We start from the raw sequence: 22,210 nt of genomic DNA on the forward strand, positions 1-22,210 counted from the left end.
CTACTTTGCGGTGGGGGAGACCGAGGCGGGCGCCACGGCATCCAGGATTGCGGTCGTGTGGGGGCTGGCCTGCCGGTACGCGCGCGCGACGCGCAGCAGCCACGGAACCTCTGAGGCGAAGTCGTCGCCCACCGTGTGAAAGGCAACGGGAACCCCGGCCGGCGCGTGGACAGTAGCGAGCGCCGCCTTCAGCCAGTACGCCTCGGCAGCGGCGTTGGCCTCCAGTGCGGTGCGTCCCTCTGCTTCCGCCAGCCGACGAGCGCGCTGGAAGAGGTCGGAGGGAGCGCGGCGGCGCAGTTCGTGAGTGGCATCGCGAATCTCTGTGACGTAGCGGCCCAGGCGGATCTGAGGCGTGGCGTCATGGGAGACGATGTCGCGCACCGTGTTTACGGCTGCACCGACGTGATGCGCTCTTCGGAGTCTGCTCGGCTGGTGCAGGGCGACGCCGTCGACGGCCAGGACCAGGTCCCGCCAGAGAGAGTGCAGGCCGACGATGGCCTTCAGAGCGCGGGCCCTGGAGGCGAACGCCCGGGTGGCGGGCGTAATGGAGCCGAGCAGCCACAGCAGGAACGCCGCATACAGCAGGGCGTCCGTGACGTGCTCCTGCGCTGTGCCGGCCACGTCGGCGGCGGGATGGACCGTGATCGCCACGAGGTAGACGGTGCGCAGGGCGGCGTAGAGGACGAGCAGCGCCATACCGACGGCCATCATGGTCAGCCCGGCTCGCAAGCTACGGCGCCGCGCGAGCCGTGCTGCCCGCCCCCACTGGTAGGAGCACACTGCGGCGGCTGACGCCATGTAGCAGTTGAACAGGCCCAGATACAGGGCGAGGCCCGGTTCGCCGGCGTGCCGGCCCATGAAGTAGGGGCTGTCAGCGGCGGTCTTCGAGCGGTTCAGGGCGAGGGCAAACACGGCAACCAGGCATAGCACGGTGGCCAGCGAAGCCCGGGCGGCGACGCGGTGCACCCAGGAGGTGATCTTGATGTGGCGTGCGGTGGCGTCCTCGTCCTTGTAGACGTCGGTGATGTACGTCAGGAGCACGCAGATACCGAGGATTGCCAAGACGTGTTTGAGGAGGGTGGGGAGGTCGTTGATGCCGAGTGGGTCGATCACGGCGCGACCGCTGTCCGTGCGTAGCCACCACGCCACGGCGAAGGTGACGAAGGCGCCCCACAGTGAGCGCTCACGACGGCGGCCGCGCAGCACGCCCGGCAGACGGATAGCGGCCTGCAGGATCAGGAGCGCGATGATGAGGCAGACGAACGCATTAGAGACGGGCACGGTTCTTCCGGGGAGTGCGGGGGGTGAAGTTGAGGTACGACAAGTCCTCGTCGAGATGCCGGAGCACGGAGTCCTCGATGTAGTCGGTGCCGTATGCCTCGTGGTGAAGCAGGTCAGCCAGCATCTCGGCCCGCCTCTCGACCGCGGTGTCGTAGCGATGCCGGGCCATACCCCGGCCGCTTTCCGTGAGGCGGTGCAGCACGTTCGGAGGAAGGTCAGGCAGAAGCCTGGCCAGGGCCGTGAAACTGGGCTCGCCGACGTCGTCACACCACAGATGAGCGAGCTCGTGGAGGATGATCCTTTGGCGGTGAAAGGCTGTGGTGCCTTCGACGTAGAGAATCAAGTCGACCGGAGTATCGTTCAGTCGGAGCCACAGGCCGCATACGTCCGTGTTGGCCAGCAGGTGGTCCGGGATCGCGACCAGCTTGATGCGCCGGCCGCGCTCGGCCTCGATGCCGGCGATCAGAGCGTCCAGAGAGAAGGGGCGAGGCACCGGCATCTCGGCCAGTAGCCTCCGGCACTCCTGGCGAAGCGAAAGCCGATCAACCGTCCCCCAGCCTGGACCTGCGTTCTTCCTAACTGGTCGACCTTGCCTCCAGCCCGTACGCAGCCGCTCGTTTGGCCGACGGGACATCTTCGAGAAGAGCGACCCTGACCGCACCGCCGGGCTGCCGTCTCGCCACCACATAGGTCTTCCTTCCACTCATCCCCCGCCGTCGCGCCAGCAGCTGGCGTAGTGAAGCGGGTCGTGCTGTGACCCCCGTCCGCACGGCAAGGGCCAGTCGTGAGGCTCGGCGCCTGAGGCACGCCAGACACCGGACCTCCGCCTCCGACCGATCTGTGAATCAGGTTCAAGGAAAACGATCACCCTGGCAGGTGAGCTAAGTGAGAGCGGATCGGTCGAACCCGCTGATGAAAAGATTCAAGCCAGGGACTTAGCGGTAGTCAACGGCGCACCAATGTCCCGGTTTGGCTGTGTTGGTCTAACCGCGATTAGCTTTCCGTCGCAGCATGCGAGGAGGCGCAAGTCGCCTTCCATCAGCGCTAATTGGCGCGCTGTGGAGCACGGATGATCTTTCCCTGTGGGCTACAGGTAAGGGCTGTTCTCTGGAGTGAACGAAAATCGGCAAATATTTGCCGATTCCCTTGCCTGGACCCTGCCGTGAGGCCGGATGCCTGATTCGCGATTGGATGCCCATGCCGCTTGACCTGCGACGTTTCCTGTTGCGATGGCCTTGACCCCTTGAGTTGTGGCGTGAGCCACGGGGGTGATGTAGGTCAAAATGTCCAGTATGGTCGTACGGGGGCAGTGAGGGGGCTGGCGATCAGGCGGCCTCCTTTTTTCATGCCTGAAACCCGGCATGCGGGCGCGAAGACTGAGAGGGCGATGTTGATGGCCGCGATGCGGCGAGATGGCGGCGGTTCCGGCGACGTCGGGAAGGCCGCCGGGCAAAAGGCCCCGACCGAGCCGCCCAAGGGCGTATCCGGCCAGTACATCGGCTTCGGCGGGATGCTCAAACAGTGGCGGAATGCCCGCGGCCTCAATCAAGGACCTGTGGCCCGGGCTCTGGGCATCAGCCTGCGAACGTATGGGTCCATCGAGCGGGGAGCCACCCCGAAGTTCGACCAGGCGCAGTGCGATGCCTTGGCGGCGGTCCTGCAACTGGACGCTGACGGACGCCACGCACTGATGCTCTATAGCGTCGGCGCATATCTCCGTAACTCAACGGCGGAGGGGCAGCCCGAAGTCGGTCCGGCACTGCGTCTGCTCATCGACCGGCAGATGCCCTCGCCGACCTACCTGTCCGACAGAAACTGGAACATCCTCGCCTACAACCAGGCGATGGCCGAGATCTGGCCCTGGGTGATGGAGCCCAAAGCCAACCTGATCCGCTGGGCACTCACCACCGAGGAGGGACGCGCCACATACCACGACTGGCACAAGCACGCACGAGTCTTCGTCCGCATGCTGCGCTTCGCGCAGACCACCCACGGGGATGACCCTGACCTCCTTGAACTGATCGACGATGTCAAGGCGAACCCCGAGATCCGTGAGATCTGGGACACGGACCGCGACATGGTCGTACACCGTGACGGTCATGTTTTCCTTGCAACGGTCCCCACGCTGGACTATCGGACGATCGAGATCGTCAGCCACGTGGCCTACCCGGCGATCATGCCTGACTGCCGCTTTGTCGTCATGACCTGGGTCGAGGCCGACCTGGATGCCAAGCAGGACGCACTCGGCGGCGCGAGAGGCGCTTGGGCGGACGAAACGCACAACGCGCCGCACGAGAAGGACCTTGCTCAAGAGCGGATCTCTGCGGCCGAACGCCACCGCGCCAAGGGCACCCGCCATGCCCGCCTCGTGGTGAACAGTGCAGAGGAGGCTGCGGCCCAGGCGGGAGGTGGCGCTGTACCGCTGCCGGCCCTTAGCCGCCTCTTGGGCCGAGATGCGCAGCTGACGCTATCGCCGACGAAACGCAGCGTCGTGTGGGCTGTTGCGGAGACACCCGGCCGCTGGGGCGTCACGCAGGTCGCTCCGCGCACGGTCATAGCGCGGATTCCGCGGGAGAACTGGGTCGGGGAGCGGCGAGCGGAAATGAAGAAGCTGGTTCGCTTGGCTCTTCCGCTTGACCATGACTCTGCTGTGGCCCGTATAGCGCAGCTTCTCGGCGACCGTGACCTGGAGCAGGGCATACTGCGCGAGATCCTCGCGGAGCTGTTCGGGTCGGACTGCCTCCCGCCGGAGCCGAAGAACTCGTCCTGCGAAGCCAGCTGACTTCTCGCCAGCCCTCAGACGTAATGACTTCTATCGCTTACGTAGTAGTCGCCATATCGGCGATGGCTGGAGGCTGTTTTCCCTTCCCTCAGAAGGAGTTCACCCGTGTACCGCTACACCTACCAGTGCCCCCTACGCTGGGCCGACATGGATGCCTACGGGCACATCAACAACGCCAAATTCCTCCAGTACATCGAGGAAGCGCGGACCCGCATGGTCCAGGAGCTAATGCCGGCCGACGAGTCCGAGCGGCGACGACACGCCTTCGTGGTGAAGCAGTCCGTCATCGACTACAAGACGCCACTGGAATACCGCGACGAGCCTGTCAGCGTGGACGTCTGGGTCATCACCTGCCGTGGCGCGCGACTTGAGTTGGGCTACGCCATCCGGGACGGCGTGACCACGTACGCCGAAGCCGTGACCAAGATGGCCGCCTACAACTTGGAAACGAGCACACCGCGACGCATCTCCGAAGCCGAAGCCGACTTCTTCGCGCGATACAGCGTGGTCTGACCTCACTGTCGCTGGGCCCGTAGTGGCGCCCTGGCTGCGTAGCGTGCTGATCTCGTGGCGTAATCGTCGGACGGTGCTGGAAGTTCACGGGCCGTACGAGCTCGTGCATGGTTGGCGGTGGCGCGCCGAGACCTTGGTCGTTGATTATGGTCTGTGGTGGGGAACCGGGTTTGTGCGGCAATCATCCGAAGCAAGCGGATCACGGGGCTGTCGCCCGACGTGATCGCTGAACTCTTTGCTGAGATCGGCCCGTTGTGGCACGAGCGTCACCAGGCGGCACTCATCGCGCGCGGCCTCGCCGCCGAGCCCTGGGTGCCGGGGCCAAACACAAACTAGTCTTTGTCGACCGTCTGTTGGCCACGCTGGTGCTTCTCCGGCATGGCGTCACGCATGACGTGCTGGCCTGCTGGTTCGGTGTCGACCGCTCCACCATTACACGTGCGATCGGTGGTGCGGCCACTGCTCGCCGAGCGGGGCTGCACGATCGCGCCCGGTCTGCGGCTGCGCACCCTCGCCGAGGCCATCGACTACATCGGCGCCGATGGGGGCACCGGGATCATCGATGAGACCGAGGCCCGTGTGCGCTGTCCGGCTGCCGGGCGCAGGAACCGGGAGAGGTTCATCTCCGGCAGAACAAGCAGGACGCTGTGTAGTCGCTGGTCGTCACGGACGCCGAGGGGCGGCTGCTGTTCTGCAACCCGGCCGAGCCGGACAGCTGCGCGGACATCACCCACGCCTGGAAGCTGGGCCTGGTCAAGCCACTCGTCGTGGGCCCGCCGTGGAGATCTTGGCCGATGTCGGCTACCAGGGGCTGGGTACCCAGACCGGCGGGCGCGTAGTGACGCCGCCACACCGCAAGTTCAAGAAAAACCCGCCCGAGTGGTACGAGGAGATGCGCGAGCGATGCGGGTATGCACGCCGTGGACGAAGCCCCGGCTGCATGAGTGAGGCCGCAGACCTGGACCAGCGGTCGGGTCCTACGGGCCAGCGCGGCGGCTGTTTCGTGTACTTCTTGACGTGCGCCGGGAATCTGCTGACCATGCTGATAGAAGTACCCAGCAGCCTCATGCGAGGGGAGGCGGCGATGACCGCGTCCGCCCACGGGGGCGACCCCGCCCTCGAGGTCGAGGTCCGGCCCGGTCCGGACTCCGCGACGGTGGAGGTCCGTGTCCGCGGAGACATCGACGCGCAGAGCGCTGACGTGCTCCACGAGATGCTGATCACCGCCCTGACCTCGCAGCGCAGCACCCTCCTGATCGACCTCGCGCAAGTCACCGACTGCGACCGTCACGGTCTGGATGCGCTCCTGGCCGCTTACCTCGCTGCTCAGCGGGCCGGCCGCCGCCTGCGCATCACCGCCGCCAGCCACCGGGTCACCCAGTTCCTGCACAGCAGCGGCGCCCACACCTTGCTCAGGGCGCCCAGCACGTTGGAGGGCCGGTGACTGCCACGACGGCTCCAAGGTTGCACTCCCAGGACAGGGACGTTCAGGCGCGCTCTTCGATCGAGGAAAAGGCCCGTTACCCACGTCTTTTCCCGGCACCAGGAGTCTCTTTGTTCAACCGCAAAGGTTGGACGATCAGGGTTTCCTGCACTCGTTAGCTTTCAGTCCTGGGCTCGCCAAATCGGCGACCGGCCTTGTCTCCGAGGGCGTTGATCCATCCAGGCAGGTTGGAGTGGCGTGAGGCCTGGGTGCCGGTGACGTTGTGCAAGGGCTGCTTGCCGGGTGTGGGCAGCAGGCGTCCTGCGGTGCTCAGCAGGCGTGCTGTTGTGGCGGGTGCCAGGCCCTTGAGGCGCACGGCGGCTTTCGCGGCCGGTGTCAGGACGAGTTCGGGACGTCGGCGTTCGGCGGCGCGGACGATGGCCCGGGCCGCGCGCTCAGCGTCCATGGACAGCAGGGGCAGGGAGGCCGCCGCCGCGAACCAGCTGTACTCGGCGCCCGGGCGTCCGGAGAAGCGGGCCGCAGTGTGTGAGCCGGTGCGCATGAGTCCCGGGAAGACGGTCGTCACGCTCACGCCCGATTGGGTGATCTCCGCTCGTAGGCCCTCGGAGAACCCTGCGTGGGCGAACTTGGCTGCGGCGTAGGGGAGTAGATGGGGTGCGGCGATCCTGCCGCCGATCGAGGAGATGCTCACCAGCGTTCCTGCGCCGGCCCGCAGATCGGGCAGAGCCGCCTTCGCGAGACGCAAGGGGGCGAAGAACATCGCTTCCATCGCCTCGCGGAAATCCTGTTCCTCGAAGGTGGTCATGGGGCCGACCTGGATGATGCCCGCGTTGTTGACGAGGATGTCCAGACGTCCGAACCGGTCGTGGACGGCATCCAGAAGGAGCTGGGGTGTGTCGGGACTGGTGATGTCACAGGTCTGCGTGGCGACGTCTGCGCCGCGTTGTCGCAACTTTTCCTCCGCCGCCGCGAGGCCGTCAGTTCCCCGGGCACAGAGCATGATGCGGCAGCCGTGGTCGGCGAGTTCGCGAGCGAGGAGGAGGCCCAGGCCGCGCGAGCTCCCTGTCACAAGGGCCGTACGGCCGGCGAATCGATTGGAACGCGACATCAACGTCTCCCGGGTAGAGCGCGGTCTGCACGGCGTGCTTCCAGTTCCCCCGGATACCGCCCCTACCCTCATCAGAACATCCGGACCTGCCCACTGCGATCCGTCCGGAGCGCGAAGACGCCCGGGACCGCAGCGTGGTAGTCCCTTGTGAGCGGGTCGGTCGCTGCTCTGGCCCATTATCGGGCGCTGGTATGTGCAGATGCCCCGTCAGAAGGAGGAGATCCGCGCCCTGCGCGCTGGTTGGCGCCCGCGCGGTCTGGTCGGTGTATGGCTTGCCGCGCCGCGATGCGGACAGCCGGACCGCTGGCGAGGATGAAAGGCGGCCTCACTCTCGGGATGCCCCGTAGGGCACACGCATCGTCTGCCGTCCCAGGGGTACGCCACGAGAGCCGTATGCGAGCCCGCACCCGCAGCGTGCCTGGGCAGGAAGGACCGCGATGCAAGACACCGAATGTGCAGGGCCAGCGCTGCCGGGTGCAGGGGCTGCCGCTACGTCGGCCGGCCATTGCCGGGAGGTGGCGGCCGCGTTCGCCCGCTGCGTGGATGAGATCGCGAGTGGGAGGCTGGACGTTCCGCTGCCTGGGACGGGCCGGACCGTGCAGAGGTTCCTGGCGCTGGCCCAGGTGGCCGAGGAGGATCTCTCGCTGGTGCGCCTGGTGGAGGGGCATGTCGACGCGGTCGCGATCCTGGCCGAGCTGGGCGGGCCGGTAGCTGCCCCCGGTGAGCGGTGGGGGGTGTGGGCTGCCGAGCCGCCCGGGCCGGGGCTTACTGCCTCGCTCGGCGCGGACGGCTGGGTGATCAGCGGGCGCAAGCGCTACTGCTCGGGGGCGCACAGCTGCACCAACGCGCTGGTGACCGCGCTGGCCGACGATGGCCGCCGGCTCTTCGCCGTCAGGACCGGCCTCGGCTCCGGCTCGGCGGGCTGCCGGCCGGTGGAGGGGAGCTGGCAGGCGCTGGGCATGGCGGCCAGCGACAGCGCCGACGTGATCTTCACCGATGTGCGCGCGATCCCGGTCGGCGGCGTGGAGGCCTACGTGGAGCGGCCTGGGTTCCAGCACGGTGGCATTGGCGTCGCGGCCTGCTGGTACGGCGGGGCCCGGGCCGTGGCGCGCACCCTGGCCGCCATGGCGGCTCAGCGCGGCGCGAACCCGTTGACCGATGCCCATCTGGGCGCGGTCGACATGCGCCTGCACGCGGCCGGCGCCGTCCTGGCCCAGGCCGCGGACGAGATCGACAAGGACCCGGACGACACGGTAGGCGCGGGCCGCATGCGGAGCCTGCGGGTGCGCGGTTTTATCGAATCCGTCTGCGCCGATGTCCTCACCCACGTCGGCCGCGCCACCGGCGCCGAACCGCTGTGCCACAACCCGGTCCATACCCGTCACGCGACCGACCTCGCCGTCTACATCCGCCAGCACCACGGTGAACGCAACCTCGCGGAACTCGGACGGCTCGCCGCGGAATCGGGGGAGTGGCAGTGACCGGATCGACGCCCGGCTCGCCCGCGGACGCGATCCAGGCCCCTGGCACGCCGGAGCGGGTATGGCGTGCCTGGAGCGGACTGGAGCGGCTGCCGGCAGCGGCCCTGCCGCACGACGGGCGGATCGTGATCGTGGCCGCCCACCCGGACGACGAGGTCCTCGGCGCGGGCGGGACCATCGCCCGCCTGGCAGCCGCCGGTGCCCGATTCACCGTGGTGTCCGTCACCGACGGCGAAGCGTCCCACCCTCACAGCAGCCGCGTCACCCCCGCCCAGCTGGCCGCCATCCGGGCCAAGGAACTGCGCGAGGCGCTGACGACCCTCGGCGCACCCGACGCGGACGTGGTCCGCCTCCAGGTCGCCGACACCCGGGTCGGTGCCCACGAGGACGAGGTCGCGGCAGCGATCGAGCCGCTCCTCAAGGGGGCGCGGCTGTGTCTGGCGCCCTGGACCGGTGACGTGCACAGCGATCACGAGGCCGCCGGCCGGGCCGCACTGGCCGCGGCCCGAGCCGCGGCCGTGGACTGCTGGATGTATCCGGTGTGGATGTGGCACTGGGCCCGGCCGGACGATGTCCGCGTGCCATGGGACCGTGCCGTGGCGGTCGCTTTGGCGGACCGTATCCCGGAGCTCAAACGGAAGTCAGTGGGCTGCTTCGTCTCCCAGATCCATCCGCTGGGCCCGGGCGAGGCCGATGCCGCGGTCCTGCCTCCCGACGAACTCGCCCACCATTTGCGCGACATCGAGGTGTTCTTCACGTGACCGCAGACTCGACGCCCGCGGCGTACTTCGACGACATGTACCGCCATACAGCCGACCCCTGGCATCTCGCGGAGCGCTGGTACGAGCGGCGCAAATACGACCTGACCGTTGCGGCCCTGCCGCAGGAGCACTACCGCAGAGCCTTCGAACCCGCCTGCTCCGTAGGGGAACTCACCCGAAGGCTGGCGACCCGCTGCGACACGGTGCTCGCCTGCGACCGCGTCGCCGACGCCGTCAGCACCGCGCAGCAGCGCACCAGAGAGTTTCGCCAGGTGACCGTCCAGCAGATGACCATTCCCGCACAGTGGCCCGAGGGCACCTTCGACCTGATCGTGCTCTCCGAACTGCTCTACTACCTCGACGCCGCCACACTGGACAGCGTGCTGGAACACACGGTCACAGCCCTGGAGCCCGGCGGCACCCTGGCCACCGTGCACTGGAACCACCCTGTCGACGAGCACCTCTCCACCGGGAGCGGCATCGCCGAAACCCTGTCCCGGTTGCCGGGGATGCATCTGCTGGCCGATCACCGTGAGAACGACTTCGTCCTGCAGATCCATCAGCGCCTGCGGCCGGATGGCAGCAGGCCGCCCACACCCGCCGAGCGGGAGGGCCTGGCGTGAGCATCCGGGCCGTCGCCGTCATCATCCCCGCCTGCAACGAGGAAACCCTGCTGCCGGCCGCTCTCAAGGCAGTCCGCACCGCGGGCCGGCACCCGGGCCTGCACCAGGTCCGCGTCCTCACCGTCGTCGTCGCCGATGCGTGCACAGACCGCACCGCCCGCCTCGCACGCGAAGCCCGCGCCGAAGTGGTCGCCGTGTCCTGCCGCAACCCGGGACGCGCCCGTGCCGCCGGAGTGACCCACGCCCTGCGCGAACTGGACACGCCCCCCGGCCACGTGTGGATCGCCACCACCGACGCCGACAGCGAGGTCCCGGCGAACTGGCTCGCCCACCAACTGGCCCGCGCCCGGGAAGGCTGGGAAGCCGTGGTCGGCACCGTCGCACTGCCACCCGCCTCACCCCTCACACCCGTCCACCAGATCGGGTACGAGACCAGCAAGCCGCACCGCGGCACATGGGACCACCCGCACGTCCACGGCGCCAACCTCGGCCTCACCGCGGCCGCCTACCTCGCTGCCGGCGGCTTTCCACCCCTCGGCGTCGGCGAGGACCACGCCCTGATCGCCGCTCTGCGACAGGCAGGGCACCGCGTTCTCGCCACCGACGCCTGCCCGGTTCGCACCTCGCCGCGCCTGAAAGGCCGCGCGCACGGCGGATTCGCGGACCACCTGACCAGCCTGGCCCTGCGCACTCACGGCCAGACCGCCGTCGAATAACGGCAGGCCTCACCACGCCCTCAGGGCAAGAAGGCCGGCACTCACCGGGGAAAGACAGACTGTTCACCGCGCCGTACGGGCCCATGCGATGGAGCGACGGGACACAGGCAAGGCGCGGCGCGGGGAGGCTACGGTGGCCGCTGTGAGTACCTCATACACGATCGGTCAAGCTGCGGTCCTTCTCGGCGTCAGCACCGATACCGCGCGCCGGTGGGCGGATGCCGGACGCTTCCCCACGCATCACGACGGGACCCGTCGGGTGGTCGACGGGGTCGGCCTGGCCGCGTTCTGTGTGCAACTGGCTCAGGAGAACGCCGCTCGCGACGACGAGCCGTCCACCACCTCGACGCGCAACGCCTTTCCCGGCATCGTGACCGGGGTAAAGCTCGGTGCGATCGACGCCCAGGTGGAGATCCAGTCCGGCCCGCACCGGCTCGTGTCGCTGCTGACCCGCGAGGCGGTCGAGGAATTGGGCCTTCAGGTCGGGATGGAGGCAACCGCCCGGGTGAAGTCCACCAGCGTCCACGTTGACCGCACCTGACCTGTCTGCCCCGTACGCTGTGGCCCCCCTCAGCCGCCGGAGGCCACGAGCTTTCCCCAGGTGGTGCCAGGCCTTGGGGCGGGCTGCGCACGTGTATTTCTATGTAGATTTATCCATTCCGCAGTCGTGGTCGCGGAGGCAGCGGCAAGGATTCGGGCACTGTAGGACAGAGGCCAACGGAACCGCGGTCTGCACTGAGGGGTGGGATTCTCAGCACCGGGCAGCTGCACGATGCCGTTTCCTGGCCCTGGCCCTGTTATCTGCCTGGGCTTGACGTCTGCTAGGCGGCCTGGGTGAGTTCGGCGCGGCCGAATAGCAGGGCGTATCCGGAGGGGAGCTGGGTGAGGATGCGGTCCAGGAGGTCGGGGCCGGCGAGGTGTCCGACGATGCGCAGGACCGTCCCCGTGTCCCAGCGGGCTGTCGCAAGTGTGCCGCCGCTGCGGGTCGCGAGGTCTTTGACGAAACTCCATCCGGTGAGCCGTTGGGCGTCGGGGATCTGGGAGGTGAGGTCGAGGGCGGCTTCGACGGGAAGGCGGGCTGCGAGCTCGACGCGTTCAGCGCCGGTGAGCTGACGGCCGAGTGCGCCCAGTACCGCTCGCGTGACGTCTTCTGCCTGTTCCCGGGTGGGGTAGGCGCCTTCGTAGCGGATTCTCTCGGTCATCTGGTGAAAGGTCATGCCGGTCTGGGCGGCGGGTTCACGCAGCGAGAACATCGGAAAGCGGTTGCCTTTCGCTTGCAGGGGAGGGGCGGCAGAACCGGCTGGGGGCGGCAGCCGGTCTGGCGCAGGGTCAGGGGGGGGGTGCCTGATCGGCGCCCTACGTGTGCTGGGGGCGGCCGAAGAGGAGGTCGTAGCCCGGGGGAAGTTGGAGCAGGACGCGGTTCGTCAGGTCTTCGCCTGCCGCGTCGGCGGTCACGCTCAGGACGGCGCTGACGTCCCAGGTCGCGGTGTGTTCGGTGGCTCCCTCGATCCACGCGGCGGTCGCCCGTAGGAAGCGCTCCGGCGGGAGGGGCTCGGTGGCCCGCAGCGGGTTGAGGAGAATCAGGGCGAAGGTCTCGGGGAGCCGGGCGGCAAGCTCGGCCCGGACCTCACCCACCAGATGCGCGCCCAGCAGCGCCAGCACCGTACGCGCAGCGCGCTCGGCTTCCTGGGGTGTGGTGTACTCGCCGCGCTCCTGCACCTGGGTGAGGAACGCTTCCCAACGCATGGTCATCACTTCCCCCTTTGCGTCGTGATGCGAGGGACGGGATTCGGGACACGGAGAAATGCGGGGAGCGAGTTCCTGTGTGGGGGAACGGGACCTGAGGGAGCGGGCCCGTCCCCCGTCGTAGGTTCGGCCGAAGGCGGGCTTGTCAGCCGCTGATCTGCTTGTGCTCGGCCTGTCCGCCGATGGTGATCTTGCGGGGCTTGGCGCGCTCGGCGATGGGGATCCGCAGGGTCAGCACGCCCGCCTCGTAGTCGGCGGTGATGCGCTCGGTGTCGAGGGTGTCGGCGAGCACCAGCTGGCGGGAGAAGACACCCAGCGGCCGCTCGGAGAGCTCCATCTGTACGTCGTCTGCCTTCACGGCGGGGCGGCGCTCGGCCCTGACGGTGAGCATGTTCCGCTCGACGTCGATGTCGATCGCGTCCTTCGCGACGCCGGGCAGGTCGAGGGCGATCACGTACTCCTCGCCTTCGCGGTAGGCGTCCATCGGCATCGCCGAGGGCCTGGACCACGTGCCGGTCGTGCCCGTGAGCTGCTGGGCGAGACGGTCGAGTTCGCGGAACGGGTCGGTGCGCATCAACATCGCGAAAACACCTCCAATTGGTCTGGCAGTGACTGCCAATGCGCTTGGTCTGCCTCCGTTGTAACATGTCATCGAAACGATGACAAGTTCCGATGTCATCCAAACAGTGACGACCGGAAGGAGCCCTCGTGAGTGTCTCCTCGGAGCCCCGCGACCCCACCTCGTTCTTCGCCGCGGAAGCAGCGCTGAACACGATCAACGAAGCCGTGCACACCGCCCAGACTCCCCAGACGGGGCCGCCGTCGAAGGGTGGGCGGGCCAGCGCTGAGCAGGCGCTGGCCGCTCTGCTCATGCTGCGGGAACTGCGGGACCAGCTCGCCGGGTGGGAGCCAGGCCTGATCGAAGCGGCCCGAGCCGCGGGCTCCAGCTGGGCCGATCTCGCCGGCCCGCTGGGCGTCGCCAGCCGCCAGGCCGCCGAGCGCCGCTACCTGCGCGTACGTCCGGGAGCCCCCGGCGAGACCGGCGAGCAGCGGGTACAGGCCACCCGCGACCGCCGAGCTGCCGATCGCACCGTCACCGCCTGGGCCCGGACCAACGCCGGTGAACTGCGCCAACTGGCAGGCCAGATCAGCGCACTGACGGATCTCCCCGCCCGCGCCCGCACCTCGCTGGCCAAGCTCAACGACACGCTCGCCGAAAACGACGCGGCCCTCCTCGTCGCCCCGCTCGCCGACACGCGCATACACCTGGAAGCCGACCACCCGGACCTCGCGGCCCGCGTCACCACCATCACCGACCACGCCGACCAACTCCGCTGGGCCGGCAACGGACCACACTGAATCAGGGATCGCACGCAGGCACCGGGGCCAGAAGCACGAGCGCTATGCCAGCCGGGGCTCCGACGCACGGTAGGAGGGCTGCCCTGCGCGGTGTCCGTTCGCCGGATGCTCGCAGGGACCGCGCTGCCGGGCGCGTAGCAGGGCCTCAAGTGTAGCTCCGGTTCTGCGCTCGGCCCGGCTTGCAGCAGCGTCCGCCAACGTGCGTGGGTGCCCACTGCGCTCCCGAGCGGACCCCGTATCTACCTGCGCTTATTGCCTCAGAGAGGTCTCTGTGCTCGTACTGGGCTGATTCAGGTGGCTGAGGTCGTGGATGAGCTGTTGGGCACGGGCGACCAGGGCGCCGACGACGGCCTCGGTCTCGCGGTCGTCCTGGGCCAGGAGGAAGAGCTTCAGCTGCTCCAGCGCGTCACGGGCCCGCTGTGTCGCCTCCTCAATTCCGTCGTCCTGTTCGTGCCAAGGCTCGGTGAGGTTCAGTACGTTTCCGTCGCACACGTCGGCGACCGCGCGCAGCAGCTGAGCTGCGCGGGCGGGTACGTCGGTCGGGGGAGCGGCGAGGGCCGGCTCATCACGGGTGCCTTCGGCGAGCAGTCCGGCCAGCGAGCTCAAGTGGTGCGCGATCCGCTCCCAGCTTGTATCCCAGGCGGGAGCGGGAAGGGCGCCGGGCGGGCGGCGCAGGCGGTGCCCAGGGTTGAACCGCAGGCTCTCCTGGGTCCAGCTACGGGCACTACGCAGATCGGCGAGTGCCTGGGTGAGGCGGTCGGACTGCGCCTTCCACTGCTGTGCGTGGTCGGAGCCGTGGCCGGCCTCCAGGTCGTCGGCCATCAGCCGGGCCAGCCGGGCGGCTTGCCGCGGCGGCCCGGGTAGCACGTCGCGGACCCCGCGCAGATGCACCGGCGGCAGGACCAGGGCGTTCACGACGATCCCGACCACCGCTCCGAGCAGGCTCTCCATAAGCCGGTGTCCGATGTCGGTGGCGCTGTAGGTGCCGTAGGTGAGGACGAACAGGGCGGTGCTGGAGGCGTAGAGCCCCTGTTCGCCGAAGCGCGTGTAGTTCCCCAGCAGCGTGGTGAGGGGCAGCGCCAGCGCGATCGCGGCCGTGGTGCTGTGTGTCACCGACACCGCCGCCGCGGCGATGAGGGTGCCGGACGTGATGAGCGCCAGCTGCTGCACGCCGGCGCGCACCGAGCGGTACACCGTGCTCTGCACCAGGGCGATCGCTGTCCACGGCGCCATCAGCGCCATCGGGGCCTGCCACCACCAGCCGGCCAGCAGCCATGCGATGAGCGCCGCACCTGCGGCCTTGAGCGCCTGCACGCCCATGTCGCGTTCGGGCCCCGGGCCCGCGAGAGCGCGTTGCAGGGAGCCTTTGACGGCGCCGGCCTCGTGCCGCAGCCTGTGCCACCATTTCACTGTTCCTGCGTACCTTCCCTATCCCGGTACTCGTGACTCGTACTTACCATGGGCGTGTCTTCCAGGATCCCGGAGGGGACCGCCGACGGTGTTGGTTTCTCCACCGGAATTCTCTCAGGGATGTTCTGACTGATGGCGTCGCACGGGAGCTTTCCTAAGCTTTTGCCGACGGCGTCCGCAGCGCGGAGTGTGAACACTGGGCGCTTGAGGCCGTGGCGGCGGTTTCCTGGAGGCGTGGTCCCAATGCGCGGAGGCCGACGCCACGGCCATTCGCTCCTGATACCCACAAATCTGTGCATGCCCCACCCTTCACGGAGCTTCTCCCTACTCGCGCGGGCACACGTAAGAGGGGCTCCCCGCCCTTGACCGGGTGGGGAGCCCCTCTTACGTCGAGTCCGCGCGGCCGACGGCTACCAGCGGTACCAGCGCGCGCTTCCTCCCTTGGGACGGGCGAAGAACCCGACCAGCCAAACAACCAGCACGATGACCGCGATCCACCACAGGGCCTTTAGCGCGAAACCCGCACCGAAGAGGATCAGAGCCAGCAGAAGAACGAGAAGCAGGGGAACCATAGTTATCAACCTCCGAGCCATCGAATGCCCCGCCGCAGCAGGGCTACACGGCCCCGATAGGGCTGTTTATAAGATTCTTAACCGGGCAATCGGCCATGTCTTTCCGCTGGTCGAGTGCAGTGGGTGCCAAGCGGGCGGCGGAGCAGCACAACATCCCGGCGGGATAGGCAACCACGCGGTGTTTCCGGAGACCTATCCGGGACAGCCGGTTCCTCGAGCAATACTCGTATCGTGCCGAGAGGTTGAGTGCCGTGGCAGGCGACTATAAGGCGCGGTCCAAGGTCGAGCAGGCCAAGGGCAAGGTCAAGGAGAAGGCCGGCAGTGCGGTCGGCAACGAGCGCCTGGAGGCCGAAGGCCACGCCGAGCAGGCCAAGGGCGACGCCCGAGAGGCCAAGGAGAAGGTGAAGGACGTCCTCAGGGACTGAGCCGCACCGCTCCGATTCACCCGGTGGCCGGGGCCATACCAGGTGGTACGACCCCGGCCACCGGCATGCGGTACGTATTCGCCGAGTTCTGCCCAGTCTGCCTTCGCAGGCCCGCAGTGCTGAGCGAGGCAGCCCGGCTCCGTGCTCTTGGCGGACCTCCAAATGCCGGGTGGCCCGGGATCGCTGAGGCTGTCAGCGACGGCGCACGCGTCCGCTGCGCCGTGGGGGGCCAAGGAGGTCATAATGAAAAAGATGCAGGGCAAGGCGCAGGAAGCGGTCGGCAGAGTCAGGGAGACCGCCGGCAATGCCTCGGGTCAGGACGACCTCCGGTCGACGGGCAAGGCCGAGCGGGGCGAGGCCAGGGCGAAGCAGGCAGCCCAGCCACCAAGGATGCGCCCGCGCAGAGACTCAAGGGGAAGCAGACCGGCCGCCCCTTCATCGCCGCATCCAGGAGCGAAGCGTGAGTATCGAAGACGAATACCGTGTCCTGGTCCGCGAGTTGCAGGTCAGGGCACGGGAGTTGGGGGAGGCGGCCGAGCGGGCCACCGACCCGGAGCAGCGCCGACGCTTGAGGGCCAAAGCCCGCAGGGCGGAGGAGCAGAGCCAGCGGTCAGGCCGCATGAACCTTCAAAGCGGCGGCCCGAGCTCGCAGTAACCAGGAGAACTCGTCCCGCGGTGCGGTCGGCATCTCAGGCTTCTCCCCATCTGGGGCGCGGCGTAGCAGGCTGCGCCCCAGAAGGCATTGCGTCAGTAGGTGAGGGCCTGCTCGAGCGTTGCGCTGGTGCCGATGACGGAGTCGATGCCGACGATATGGAGGGCGCGCATCACAGCTTCGGTGGGGGCTGCCAGACGCAGCCACCCACCTGCTTCGGTGAGGGCGTTGTGAACCGTGACGAGGATGTTGATCCCGCTGGAGTCCATGAAGGAGACCTGGCGCAGATCAACGGCAATGCGCGCGGTGGGCGCGCTTGCCGGATCGAGTGCCGCTCTCAGGATGCTGCCCGTCTGGTGGTCGATCTCTCCGGCCAGAGCGACGACGCGGATGCCGTCGGTCTCCGAGACCACAGCCGACAGCAGCTCGGTGTGTTCCACCCTCGTTGCACCTTCCGATTCAGCCATGCGGAGGATCCTGGCACACTCAGTGTCCGGTCGGTACCGCCGCCGACATGGGAAATGAGGCCGGTGTGTTCTGTGCGCGCGGGGGTACTCGCTTGACGTTCCGAGGGGGAGTTATGGCAGTCGTTCAGGAGAGAGGCCCGGTGGAGGAAGGCGGGGAAGCCTCCGACTCCTGGACGCTCCAGACCAGTGCGGCTTTGGAGGGCGACAGTGCGTGCATCGCCCAAGCCCGCCACTTGGCTGCGGACTTCCTCATCCTCATGCGGGACGAACACGGGGTCCCGGTTGCCCCGCGGTCACAGGACATAGTGGCCTTGGTCGTCAGCGAGCTGGTCACCAACGCGCTGAAATACGCACCAGGCCCTCTCCTGCTGAGCCTGAGGATCGAGGGCGAGACGGTGAAGATCTCGGTATGGGACTCCGACCCCGTGCTGCCGATAGCCCGTGCCGCAGATGCCGGCAGGGTGGGGCAGCACGGTCTCGAAATCGTGCTAGCGGTGGCCGCGAGCTTCGAAGCGCGGAAGGAAATTGTCGGCAAACGCATCACCGTCGGCGTCACCCTCCCCGACCTGCCCGAGCACCACAAGGCCACCTGACACGAATCGCCATGGCCGGCGTGATCTGTTGTGCTGCTGGTGGCCCAGAGCGGTGCGAGACAATGAGGGCCACGGCGTTGTGGGCGTGGCTACTGGCGGGCGCGTCGTTGGCCGGAGTCGGTGCGCAGGCTCGGCCCAGACGGGTCCGGCCGCGCAGTACGTCAGTACCTGTCTGACCTCTGGCATTGGGTCCAGGGACCTAGTTACTTCGGCACAGGGCTGCGCGGTGCAGGGTTGGCTATGTCGGTGAGTAGGGGGTTCTGGCACAGATCTTGGGGAGCGATCACGGATTGCGACGATGCAAGAAGTGCCGATGTCAGCGGGCCCACGTAGCTTTCCGTTGACCGCCCGGCCGGGTGGCGAGGAGGGAGTGAGACATGGAGTGGGTCAGGGACGCGCGGCTGGCAGCCGGGCCTGAGGCCACCTGGTACTTGGAGGCGGCTTTCACGCCCGGTGCTCACCTTGGGACGGTGTACGACGATCCGACGACGCCGGTAGTCGTGACGGGCATCGAGGAGCTGACGACGATCCGCGTACCGAGCGGCCGGCTCGTCGTCGATGCACCATGGCACGACGACCAGGTCTGGGAGTACCAGAGGGGGCTGCCGACCAGGCCCCCGCGGGAGCTGGCGGTGCGCATTCCCCCGGGCGTCTACCGGGTAGAGATCGCGTGGACGGCGGGCCCGTACGAGTTCATGGGCGAGCACGTCGACGGCGTTGAGTGCGCCGCAACGCGCCTGTGCATCAGCGACGACCCTGTCGTCGGATGGGAGATGGGCCTGAGTGTCGAGGACAACATCGCCCGGCTTCAGCCGGGCGAGGAGCCCCGCTTCTTCTCCGATGCCAATGTCGGCTGCTTCGCCGACGCAGGCGCGTGGACGACCTTGTCCGCACCGTTTCGCACGTTCATAGACGGGGTTCCTGCACCGCGCGACTCCGAGCAGTTGGCTGACGGGTGCGAACGGGTACGCGACGAGTCGCAGCAAGCCGATTTGGTCACGTTCGGGGCCGAGTCGGGCGGCGTCGTCTGGTTGGGCCGCACGAAGACCGGCGATGTGGCGGCGATCGTCGTCACCAGCGGCATGCCCGACGCCAAAGCATGACGTCGCTGCCGCCTCTCCCTGTCCTGCAAGTCGCACAGCCGGACGTGGCGGCTCGCCTTCACTAGGAGTGAGCAGCCTGAGGAGAGGTCTCGGGAGTCGCACCCCGAGTAGCCACGGCGAGGCGCTACTGCAGCAGGATCATCTTCCGAAGCAGGTGGAAGCCGGCTCGGCCGTAGAGCTGTCTCTTGATCTTTTTAATGCGGTTCACGGCTCCCTCGATGCTGCCCGAGTTCCAGTCCAGAGTGAGGCCGGCGGTCACAGCGTCGAGGTCCCGGAGCAGGTGGCGTGCGAAGCCGGCAAGGCCGGGTAGCTGGCTGGCTTCGACGGTGCTGATCCAGACAGGGAGCGTGGTGCCGAGGCGGCCGCTGAGCATCTCGCCGAAATCACGGACGTGTCCGGCGGCTATGTCCAGTTCGGGACAACGGGCCAGGACGTCTTTCAGGCCGATGCGGTCTTCCTGGGTCAGAGCGGTGGGGTGGCGGGTGAGCCAGCCGGTCACCTGCCGTACCGTCGGCGGCCGTGGCGGTGCTACGGACGGAGCCCCGCGCAAGGTGGCGATGTGGGCTCGGACCATGCCGTAGGTGACGGGTGCTTGCTCGGCAACCAGCTCGTCGTGGAGCTGGGTGACGCTGGTGCATCCTTCTGTGAATCGTCGTTCCAGGTAGGGCTTGTAGGGGTCCAGTCTGCTGGGCCGAGGCCGGTTCTCGCGGAGGGTCTCCTGCCAGTGTGCGGCGTTCGCGTACCGGAGGACGGTGTTGAGGCCCCAGCCCAGGTGCCGGGCGATTGCCCGGCGTGAGTGGCCTTGGGCGAGCATCTCGTGGACGAGAGCGTGTGCTGCCTTCTTTCGCTCGGCCCGTCGGCCGACGGGCTCCGAGTCGTCCTTCGGCCGATTGGAAGCCGGTGGGTTGTCCTGCGGCAGCACGCCGCTGGGTGTCGGGGTACGCAGGCAGTCGCGGTGAGCGGCGACGCAGGTCTCTACCGCCCGGCCGAGGCCCTGCCACAGATGGAACCGGTCAGCGACCTGCAGAGCATCGGGGGCGCCTCGTCGAGCGCCCTCGGCGTAGGCGCCTGCCCGATCCCGGCAGATGATCTCCACGCCGGGATGGCGGTCCAACCAGTCGGCCAGTGGCCCGGCTTCTCGCGTTGGGAGAACATCGACCACGCGGCGGTCTTCGACGCTGGTCAGCACGGTGGAGTAGGTCTGGCCGCGACGGAGCGCGAAGTCGTCCACGCCCAGTACCCGCGGAGTGCTGAACCGCGGGTCGGGCAGTGCCATGACCCTGCGTAACAAGGTCATCCGTCCCGCACCGAAGCCCAGCTGGGCCGCCAGCCGAGCGCCAGCCCGCCCCGCCAGGGCGAGCCCCACCCGTTCCAGGGCGCGGTTGAGCCGCGAGGTAAACCGTGAGTGAGGGACAGTCAGCCGGGGGAACGGCTCGGCGAACGTCCGGCGTGGGCAGTCGCCCGACCCGCAGATGAAGCGCCTGACCGTCAGCCGGATCACAAGGCCCTGGTCAGCCAGAGGAAGGTCCCTCAGCCTGCGCTGGTAACGGTCGTGGACTCGGTCCGAGAAGCGGCCGCAGCCCGGGCAGGAAGCGCCGCCTGCGTGACCTCTCGCCACTACTTCGATCGTGCCGAAGGCGGCCGTAACCGCCTCGACCTCCACATCGGCGATCTCCTCGAACACCAGCGGGCTCCAGAGCAGTGCGTTGGTCTGCATGACCAGCACCATCACCGTCCACTGCCGACCACAGCGGCGAACGGGAGGAACCTGAGGGAGCGTCACTTCCGGCTGTCAGCGACATGGCGCACGAGCCGACTTCTCACAATCGAGCACCGAGGTAACGCTCCGCGACTGCTCCCCAAGATCTGTGCCAGAACCGAGTAGGGGAGGCGTTTGTCGTCCGGTACGGGAGGCGGCTTCGTGTCGCGGAGGGCCAGCTTCCTCCCCTTGCCCGGGGGCGCCGTGACCGCCGCCAAGTTCCGCCACGTGAGCACCCGGGTCCTCGCCGTCGTGCTCGGCTCCGGCCTGGCCGGGGGATGTCCATGGCAGCGGTCGCGCAGGCAACCGCATTGGGGTGCCCGCCGTCGCGCGCCATCGTCGAGTCCTTCGCGAATGACGTACGGCAGAGCCGCCTCGGAAGGCTCTGCCACTCACGGGTACGGCCGTCAGATCTGCCTTACCGTCAGCAAACCAGCCGCACATCTGGCTTCGGCCTCCGCAAGCACAACTTCACCTACTTTGGGACCGCTGGAGGTCGCGTGTCGCGGGAGCAGGGGGAACCTCGCACCAGTCGCTAACGGCCGAGCGCCGTGCGCAGTTCCTGCTTGTTCATCGAGGAGCGGCCCTGGATGTTGCGCTTCTTGGCCTCCTGATACAGCTGGTCTTTCGTAGGCTCCTGGGGACCCCTGTGCGAGCGTTCCCCACCCCGCTGAGAGGTCGACTTCCTGTCCTGCGTGGAGGTCTTGCTCGCAGTCTTGGACTCGCCCGAACGAGCACGCTCCTTGTTGACTGTCCGGGACGCGAGTTCCTTGGCTCGCTTGGACGAGGCGCCTCGTTCCTCCGTGTTTTCCTTGATGTGCTCGTATTGCCGTTCCCGCTTGGGACTGGAGCCTCGGGGCATCACTCACTCCTGATTCTTAGGCTGAGGGAGCCATCCGTGGTGACGGCTCATATCTCTGCGGGTGCCCCATCATCTACACCCAAGCACGAGGGCGACCCGCCAGCTCCATTCCACGTCAGGACCCCGCCCACCGCGAGGAGCGAAGCCCGACTGGGTGGTGCGCCTGGATGCCTAACCCCCGACATCCCGCCGAACGAGCACGGCTATTGCCGTGACCGCGACCGCGGGCGCCTTGCGACCGCGGCTTCCGCCTTCGTTGCACCTCGCAAGACGGGCTCATAGGGGGCAGCGAAGCCCAGGGCTCAGGAGAGCTGTCGGTCTCTGGTGGTGCGGCCGTCGTACAGGGCCGAGCGTCCCTCGCTCCACGCGGCGAGGAGGTGTCCGGCCAGGCGGTCCTCGACCAGTCCTGTGGCGTCCGCGCCGAAGGCGATGTCCGCGTCGAGGAAGGGCTCGTCGGCCAGGAGGCCGGCCACCACCTCGTGCCGCACCACCTGTTCGTGCACCGCGTCCGCCTCGACGTGTTCCGCGTAGAAGTGTTCGGCGGCCGACCCCG

The 22,210-nt window shown here is 68.1% G+C and carries 26 protein-coding genes; 14 read left to right on the top strand and 12 right to left on the bottom strand.

What is annotated here, in order from left to right; genetic code table 11:
- The gene (locus tag ACFYZA_RS23900; protein ID WP_388492652.1) at window positions 1–1,281 is read right to left on the bottom strand and encodes an MAB_1171c family putative transporter; all 1,281 of its coding nucleotides are present in this window, start codon (window positions 1,279–1,281) and stop codon (window positions 1–3) included.
- Window positions 1,268–1,780 (bottom strand): hypothetical protein, encoded by a 513-nt coding sequence (locus tag ACFYZA_RS23905; protein WP_388492654.1) that lies wholly within the window; start codon window positions 1,778–1,780, stop codon window positions 1,268–1,270. Before ACFYZA_RS23905 ends, ACFYZA_RS23900 begins: the two co-directional genes overlap by 14 nt.
- An 846-nt stretch (window positions 1,781–2,626) precedes the next feature.
- On the opposite strand from ACFYZA_RS23905, the gene ACFYZA_RS23910 reads away from it, so the two are divergent.
- The 4 genes from ACFYZA_RS23910 to ACFYZA_RS23925 all read left to right on the top strand — a co-directional run bounded on the left by ACFYZA_RS23910 (window position 2,627) and on the right by ACFYZA_RS23925 (window position 6,020).
- On the top strand, window positions 2,627–4,063 hold the full coding sequence (locus ACFYZA_RS23910) for a helix-turn-helix domain-containing protein (RefSeq protein WP_388492656.1): 1,437 nt from the start codon (window positions 2,627–2,629) through the stop codon (window positions 4,061–4,063).
- A 105-nt stretch (window positions 4,064–4,168) separates the two neighbouring features.
- The gene (locus ACFYZA_RS23915) at window positions 4,169–4,576 is read left to right on the top strand and encodes an acyl-CoA thioesterase (RefSeq protein ID WP_388492657.1); all 408 of its coding nucleotides are present in this window, start codon (window positions 4,169–4,171) and stop codon (window positions 4,574–4,576) included.
- Between the two features lie 365 nt (window positions 4,577–4,941).
- Window positions 4,942–5,142: a transposase family protein gene (locus tag ACFYZA_RS23920; protein ID WP_388492713.1), complete on the top strand. Its 201-nt coding sequence runs from the start codon at window positions 4,942–4,944 to the stop codon at window positions 5,140–5,142.
- Between the two features lie 374 nt (window positions 5,143–5,516).
- Entirely contained in the window at window positions 5,517–6,020 is a 504-nt protein-coding gene (locus ACFYZA_RS23925; protein WP_388492659.1) for an STAS domain-containing protein, read from the top strand.
- Between the two features lie 154 nt (window positions 6,021–6,174).
- On the opposite strand, the gene ACFYZA_RS23930 is transcribed toward ACFYZA_RS23925, so the two are convergent.
- A complete protein-coding gene (locus ACFYZA_RS23930; protein ID WP_388492661.1) occupies window positions 6,175–7,128 on the bottom strand; it encodes an SDR family NAD(P)-dependent oxidoreductase in 954 nt (317 codons plus the stop codon).
- A gap of 437 nt (window positions 7,129–7,565) precedes the next feature.
- On the opposite strand from ACFYZA_RS23930, the gene ACFYZA_RS23935 reads away from it, so the two are divergent.
- The 5 genes from ACFYZA_RS23935 (at window position 7,566) to ACFYZA_RS23955 (ending at window position 11,250) form a co-directional block, all read left to right on the top strand.
- Window positions 7,566–8,609, top strand: a complete 1,044-nt coding sequence (locus ACFYZA_RS23935) for an acyl-CoA dehydrogenase (protein WP_388492663.1) — start codon at window positions 7,566–7,568, stop codon at window positions 8,607–8,609.
- On the top strand, window positions 8,606–9,370 hold the full coding sequence (locus ACFYZA_RS23940; protein WP_388492665.1) for a PIG-L deacetylase family protein: 765 nt from the start codon (window positions 8,606–8,608) through the stop codon (window positions 9,368–9,370). Before ACFYZA_RS23935 ends, ACFYZA_RS23940 begins: the two co-directional genes overlap by 4 nt.
- Before the next feature lie 35 nt (window positions 9,371–9,405).
- Entirely contained in the window at window positions 9,406–9,993 is a 588-nt protein-coding gene (locus ACFYZA_RS23945) for a class I SAM-dependent methyltransferase (RefSeq protein WP_388492715.1), read from the top strand.
- Window positions 9,990–10,709 carry a glycosyltransferase gene (locus tag ACFYZA_RS23950; RefSeq protein ID WP_388492667.1) on the top strand — a complete coding sequence of 240 codons (720 nt, stop codon included), beginning with the start codon at window positions 9,990–9,992 and terminating at the stop codon, window positions 10,707–10,709. Before ACFYZA_RS23945 ends, ACFYZA_RS23950 begins: the two co-directional genes overlap by 4 nt.
- A 142-nt stretch (window positions 10,710–10,851) precedes the next feature.
- A complete protein-coding gene (locus ACFYZA_RS23955) occupies window positions 10,852–11,250 on the top strand; it encodes a molybdopterin-binding protein (protein ID WP_388492716.1) in 399 nt (132 codons plus the stop codon).
- Window positions 11,251–11,530: 280 nt separating this feature from the next.
- Here the strand turns inward: ACFYZA_RS23955 and ACFYZA_RS23960 are convergent, their stop codons facing one another.
- The 3 genes from ACFYZA_RS23960 to ACFYZA_RS23970 form a co-directional block, all read right to left on the bottom strand.
- The gene (locus ACFYZA_RS23960; RefSeq protein ID WP_388492669.1) at window positions 11,531–11,962 is read right to left on the bottom strand and encodes a DUF2267 domain-containing protein; all 432 of its coding nucleotides are present in this window, start codon (window positions 11,960–11,962) and stop codon (window positions 11,531–11,533) included.
- 103 nt (window positions 11,963–12,065) lie between these two features.
- Window positions 12,066–12,461 (bottom strand): DUF2267 domain-containing protein, encoded by a 396-nt coding sequence (locus ACFYZA_RS23965; RefSeq protein WP_388492671.1) that lies wholly within the window; start codon window positions 12,459–12,461, stop codon window positions 12,066–12,068.
- Window positions 12,462–12,600: 139 nt separating this feature from the next.
- A complete protein-coding gene (locus ACFYZA_RS23970; protein ID WP_388492673.1) occupies window positions 12,601–13,035 on the bottom strand; it encodes an Hsp20/alpha crystallin family protein in 435 nt (144 codons plus the stop codon).
- A 128-nt stretch (window positions 13,036–13,163) separates the two neighbouring features.
- On the opposite strand from ACFYZA_RS23970, the gene ACFYZA_RS23975 reads away from it, so the two are divergent.
- Entirely contained in the window at window positions 13,164–13,814 is a 651-nt protein-coding gene (locus ACFYZA_RS23975; RefSeq protein ID WP_388492675.1) for a type III effector protein, read from the top strand.
- Window positions 13,815–14,063: 249 nt separating this feature from the next.
- On the opposite strand, the gene ACFYZA_RS23980 is transcribed toward ACFYZA_RS23975, so the two are convergent.
- Together ACFYZA_RS23980 and ACFYZA_RS23985 are read right to left on the bottom strand one after the other, a co-directional pair.
- Complete coding sequence (locus tag ACFYZA_RS23980) at window positions 14,064–15,224, bottom strand: aromatic acid exporter family protein (RefSeq protein WP_388492677.1); 1,161 nt, start codon at window positions 15,222–15,224, stop codon at window positions 14,064–14,066.
- Between the two features lie 410 nt (window positions 15,225–15,634).
- Window positions 15,635–15,796: a DUF5670 family protein gene (locus ACFYZA_RS23985; RefSeq protein ID WP_388492678.1), complete on the bottom strand. Its 162-nt coding sequence runs from the start codon at window positions 15,794–15,796 to the stop codon at window positions 15,635–15,637.
- A 251-nt stretch (window positions 15,797–16,047) separates the two neighbouring features.
- Here ACFYZA_RS23985 and ACFYZA_RS23990 point away from each other — a divergent pair, with 251 nt between their 5' ends.
- Together ACFYZA_RS23990 and ACFYZA_RS23995 are read left to right on the top strand one after the other, a co-directional pair.
- Complete coding sequence (locus ACFYZA_RS23990; protein WP_388492679.1) at window positions 16,048–16,221, top strand: CsbD family protein; 174 nt, start codon at window positions 16,048–16,050, stop codon at window positions 16,219–16,221.
- Window positions 16,222–16,681: 460 nt separating this feature from the next.
- The gene (locus tag ACFYZA_RS23995) at window positions 16,682–16,876 is read left to right on the top strand and encodes a DUF6381 family protein (RefSeq protein ID WP_388492681.1); all 195 of its coding nucleotides are present in this window, start codon (window positions 16,682–16,684) and stop codon (window positions 16,874–16,876) included.
- A gap of 92 nt (window positions 16,877–16,968) precedes the next feature.
- Here ACFYZA_RS23995 and ACFYZA_RS24000 read toward each other — a convergent pair whose 3' ends face one another.
- Window positions 16,969–17,313, bottom strand: a complete 345-nt coding sequence (locus ACFYZA_RS24000) for an STAS domain-containing protein (protein ID WP_388492683.1) — start codon at window positions 17,311–17,313, stop codon at window positions 16,969–16,971.
- Between the two features lie 140 nt (window positions 17,314–17,453).
- On the opposite strand from ACFYZA_RS24000, the gene ACFYZA_RS24005 reads away from it, so the two are divergent.
- Both ACFYZA_RS24005 and ACFYZA_RS24010 read left to right on the top strand, forming a co-directional pair.
- Complete coding sequence (locus ACFYZA_RS24005) at window positions 17,454–17,933, top strand: ATP-binding protein (protein WP_388492684.1); 480 nt, start codon at window positions 17,454–17,456, stop codon at window positions 17,931–17,933.
- 377 nt (window positions 17,934–18,310) lie between these two features.
- Window positions 18,311–19,036, top strand: a complete 726-nt coding sequence (locus ACFYZA_RS24010) for a DUF4241 domain-containing protein (RefSeq protein WP_388492686.1) — start codon at window positions 18,311–18,313, stop codon at window positions 19,034–19,036.
- A 124-nt stretch (window positions 19,037–19,160) separates the two neighbouring features.
- Here ACFYZA_RS24010 and ACFYZA_RS24015 read toward each other — a convergent pair whose 3' ends face one another.
- The 3 genes from ACFYZA_RS24015 to ACFYZA_RS24025 form a co-directional block, all read right to left on the bottom strand.
- Window positions 19,161–20,753, bottom strand: a complete 1,593-nt coding sequence (locus ACFYZA_RS24015) for an ISL3 family transposase (RefSeq protein WP_388492688.1) — start codon at window positions 20,751–20,753, stop codon at window positions 19,161–19,163.
- 577 nt (window positions 20,754–21,330) lie between these two features.
- Window positions 21,331–21,657: a plasmid stabilization protein gene (locus ACFYZA_RS24020; protein ID WP_388492690.1), complete on the bottom strand. Its 327-nt coding sequence runs from the start codon at window positions 21,655–21,657 to the stop codon at window positions 21,331–21,333.
- 302 nt (window positions 21,658–21,959) lie between these two features.
- Window positions 21,960–22,210, bottom strand: a 251-nt coding sequence (locus ACFYZA_RS24025; RefSeq protein WP_388492692.1) for an iron-containing redox enzyme family protein, incomplete at its 5' end; no start/stop codon positions are given.

Origin of the sequence: Streptomyces sp. NPDC001828 (assembly GCF_042892175.1) — a bacterium.
Taxonomy (GTDB): domain Bacteria; phylum Actinomycetota; class Actinomycetes; order Streptomycetales; family Streptomycetaceae; genus Streptomyces.

Excerpts from the sequence above, each read along its gene's own strand:
- ACFYZA_RS23905 (WP_388492654.1), bottom strand. The coding sequence starts at position 1,780 with ATGCCGGTGCCTCGCCCCTTCTCTCTGGACGCTCTGATCGCCGGCATC.
- ACFYZA_RS23910 (WP_388492656.1), top strand. The coding sequence starts at position 2,627 with ATGCCTGAAACCCGGCATGCGGGCGCGAAGACTGAGAGGGCGATGTTG.
- ACFYZA_RS23925 (WP_388492659.1), top strand. The coding sequence starts at position 5,517 with ATGAGTGAGGCCGCAGACCTGGACCAGCGGTCGGGTCCTACGGGCCAG.
- ACFYZA_RS23930 (WP_388492661.1), bottom strand. The coding sequence starts at position 7,128 with ATGTCGCGTTCCAATCGATTCGCCGGCCGTACGGCCCTTGTGACAGGG.
- ACFYZA_RS23935 (WP_388492663.1), top strand. The coding sequence starts at position 7,566 with ATGCAAGACACCGAATGTGCAGGGCCAGCGCTGCCGGGTGCAGGGGCT.
- ACFYZA_RS23945 (WP_388492715.1), top strand. The coding sequence starts at position 9,406 with ATGTACCGCCATACAGCCGACCCCTGGCATCTCGCGGAGCGCTGGTAC.
- ACFYZA_RS23960 (WP_388492669.1), bottom strand. The coding sequence starts at position 11,962 with ATGTTCTCGCTGCGTGAACCCGCCGCCCAGACCGGCATGACCTTTCAC.
- ACFYZA_RS23965 (WP_388492671.1), bottom strand. The coding sequence starts at position 12,461 with ATGACCATGCGTTGGGAAGCGTTCCTCACCCAGGTGCAGGAGCGCGGC.
- ACFYZA_RS23970 (WP_388492673.1), bottom strand. The coding sequence starts at position 13,035 with ATGTTGATGCGCACCGACCCGTTCCGCGAACTCGACCGTCTCGCCCAG.
- ACFYZA_RS23985 (WP_388492678.1), bottom strand. The coding sequence starts at position 15,796 with ATGGTTCCCCTGCTTCTCGTTCTTCTGCTGGCTCTGATCCTCTTCGGT.
- ACFYZA_RS24005 (WP_388492684.1), top strand. The coding sequence starts at position 17,454 with ATGGCAGTCGTTCAGGAGAGAGGCCCGGTGGAGGAAGGCGGGGAAGCC.
- ACFYZA_RS24010 (WP_388492686.1), top strand. The coding sequence starts at position 18,311 with ATGGAGTGGGTCAGGGACGCGCGGCTGGCAGCCGGGCCTGAGGCCACC.
- ACFYZA_RS24015 (WP_388492688.1), bottom strand. The coding sequence starts at position 20,753 with ATGCAGACCAACGCACTGCTCTGGAGCCCGCTGGTGTTCGAGGAGATC.
- ACFYZA_RS24020 (WP_388492690.1), bottom strand. The coding sequence starts at position 21,657 with ATGCCCCGAGGCTCCAGTCCCAAGCGGGAACGGCAATACGAGCACATC.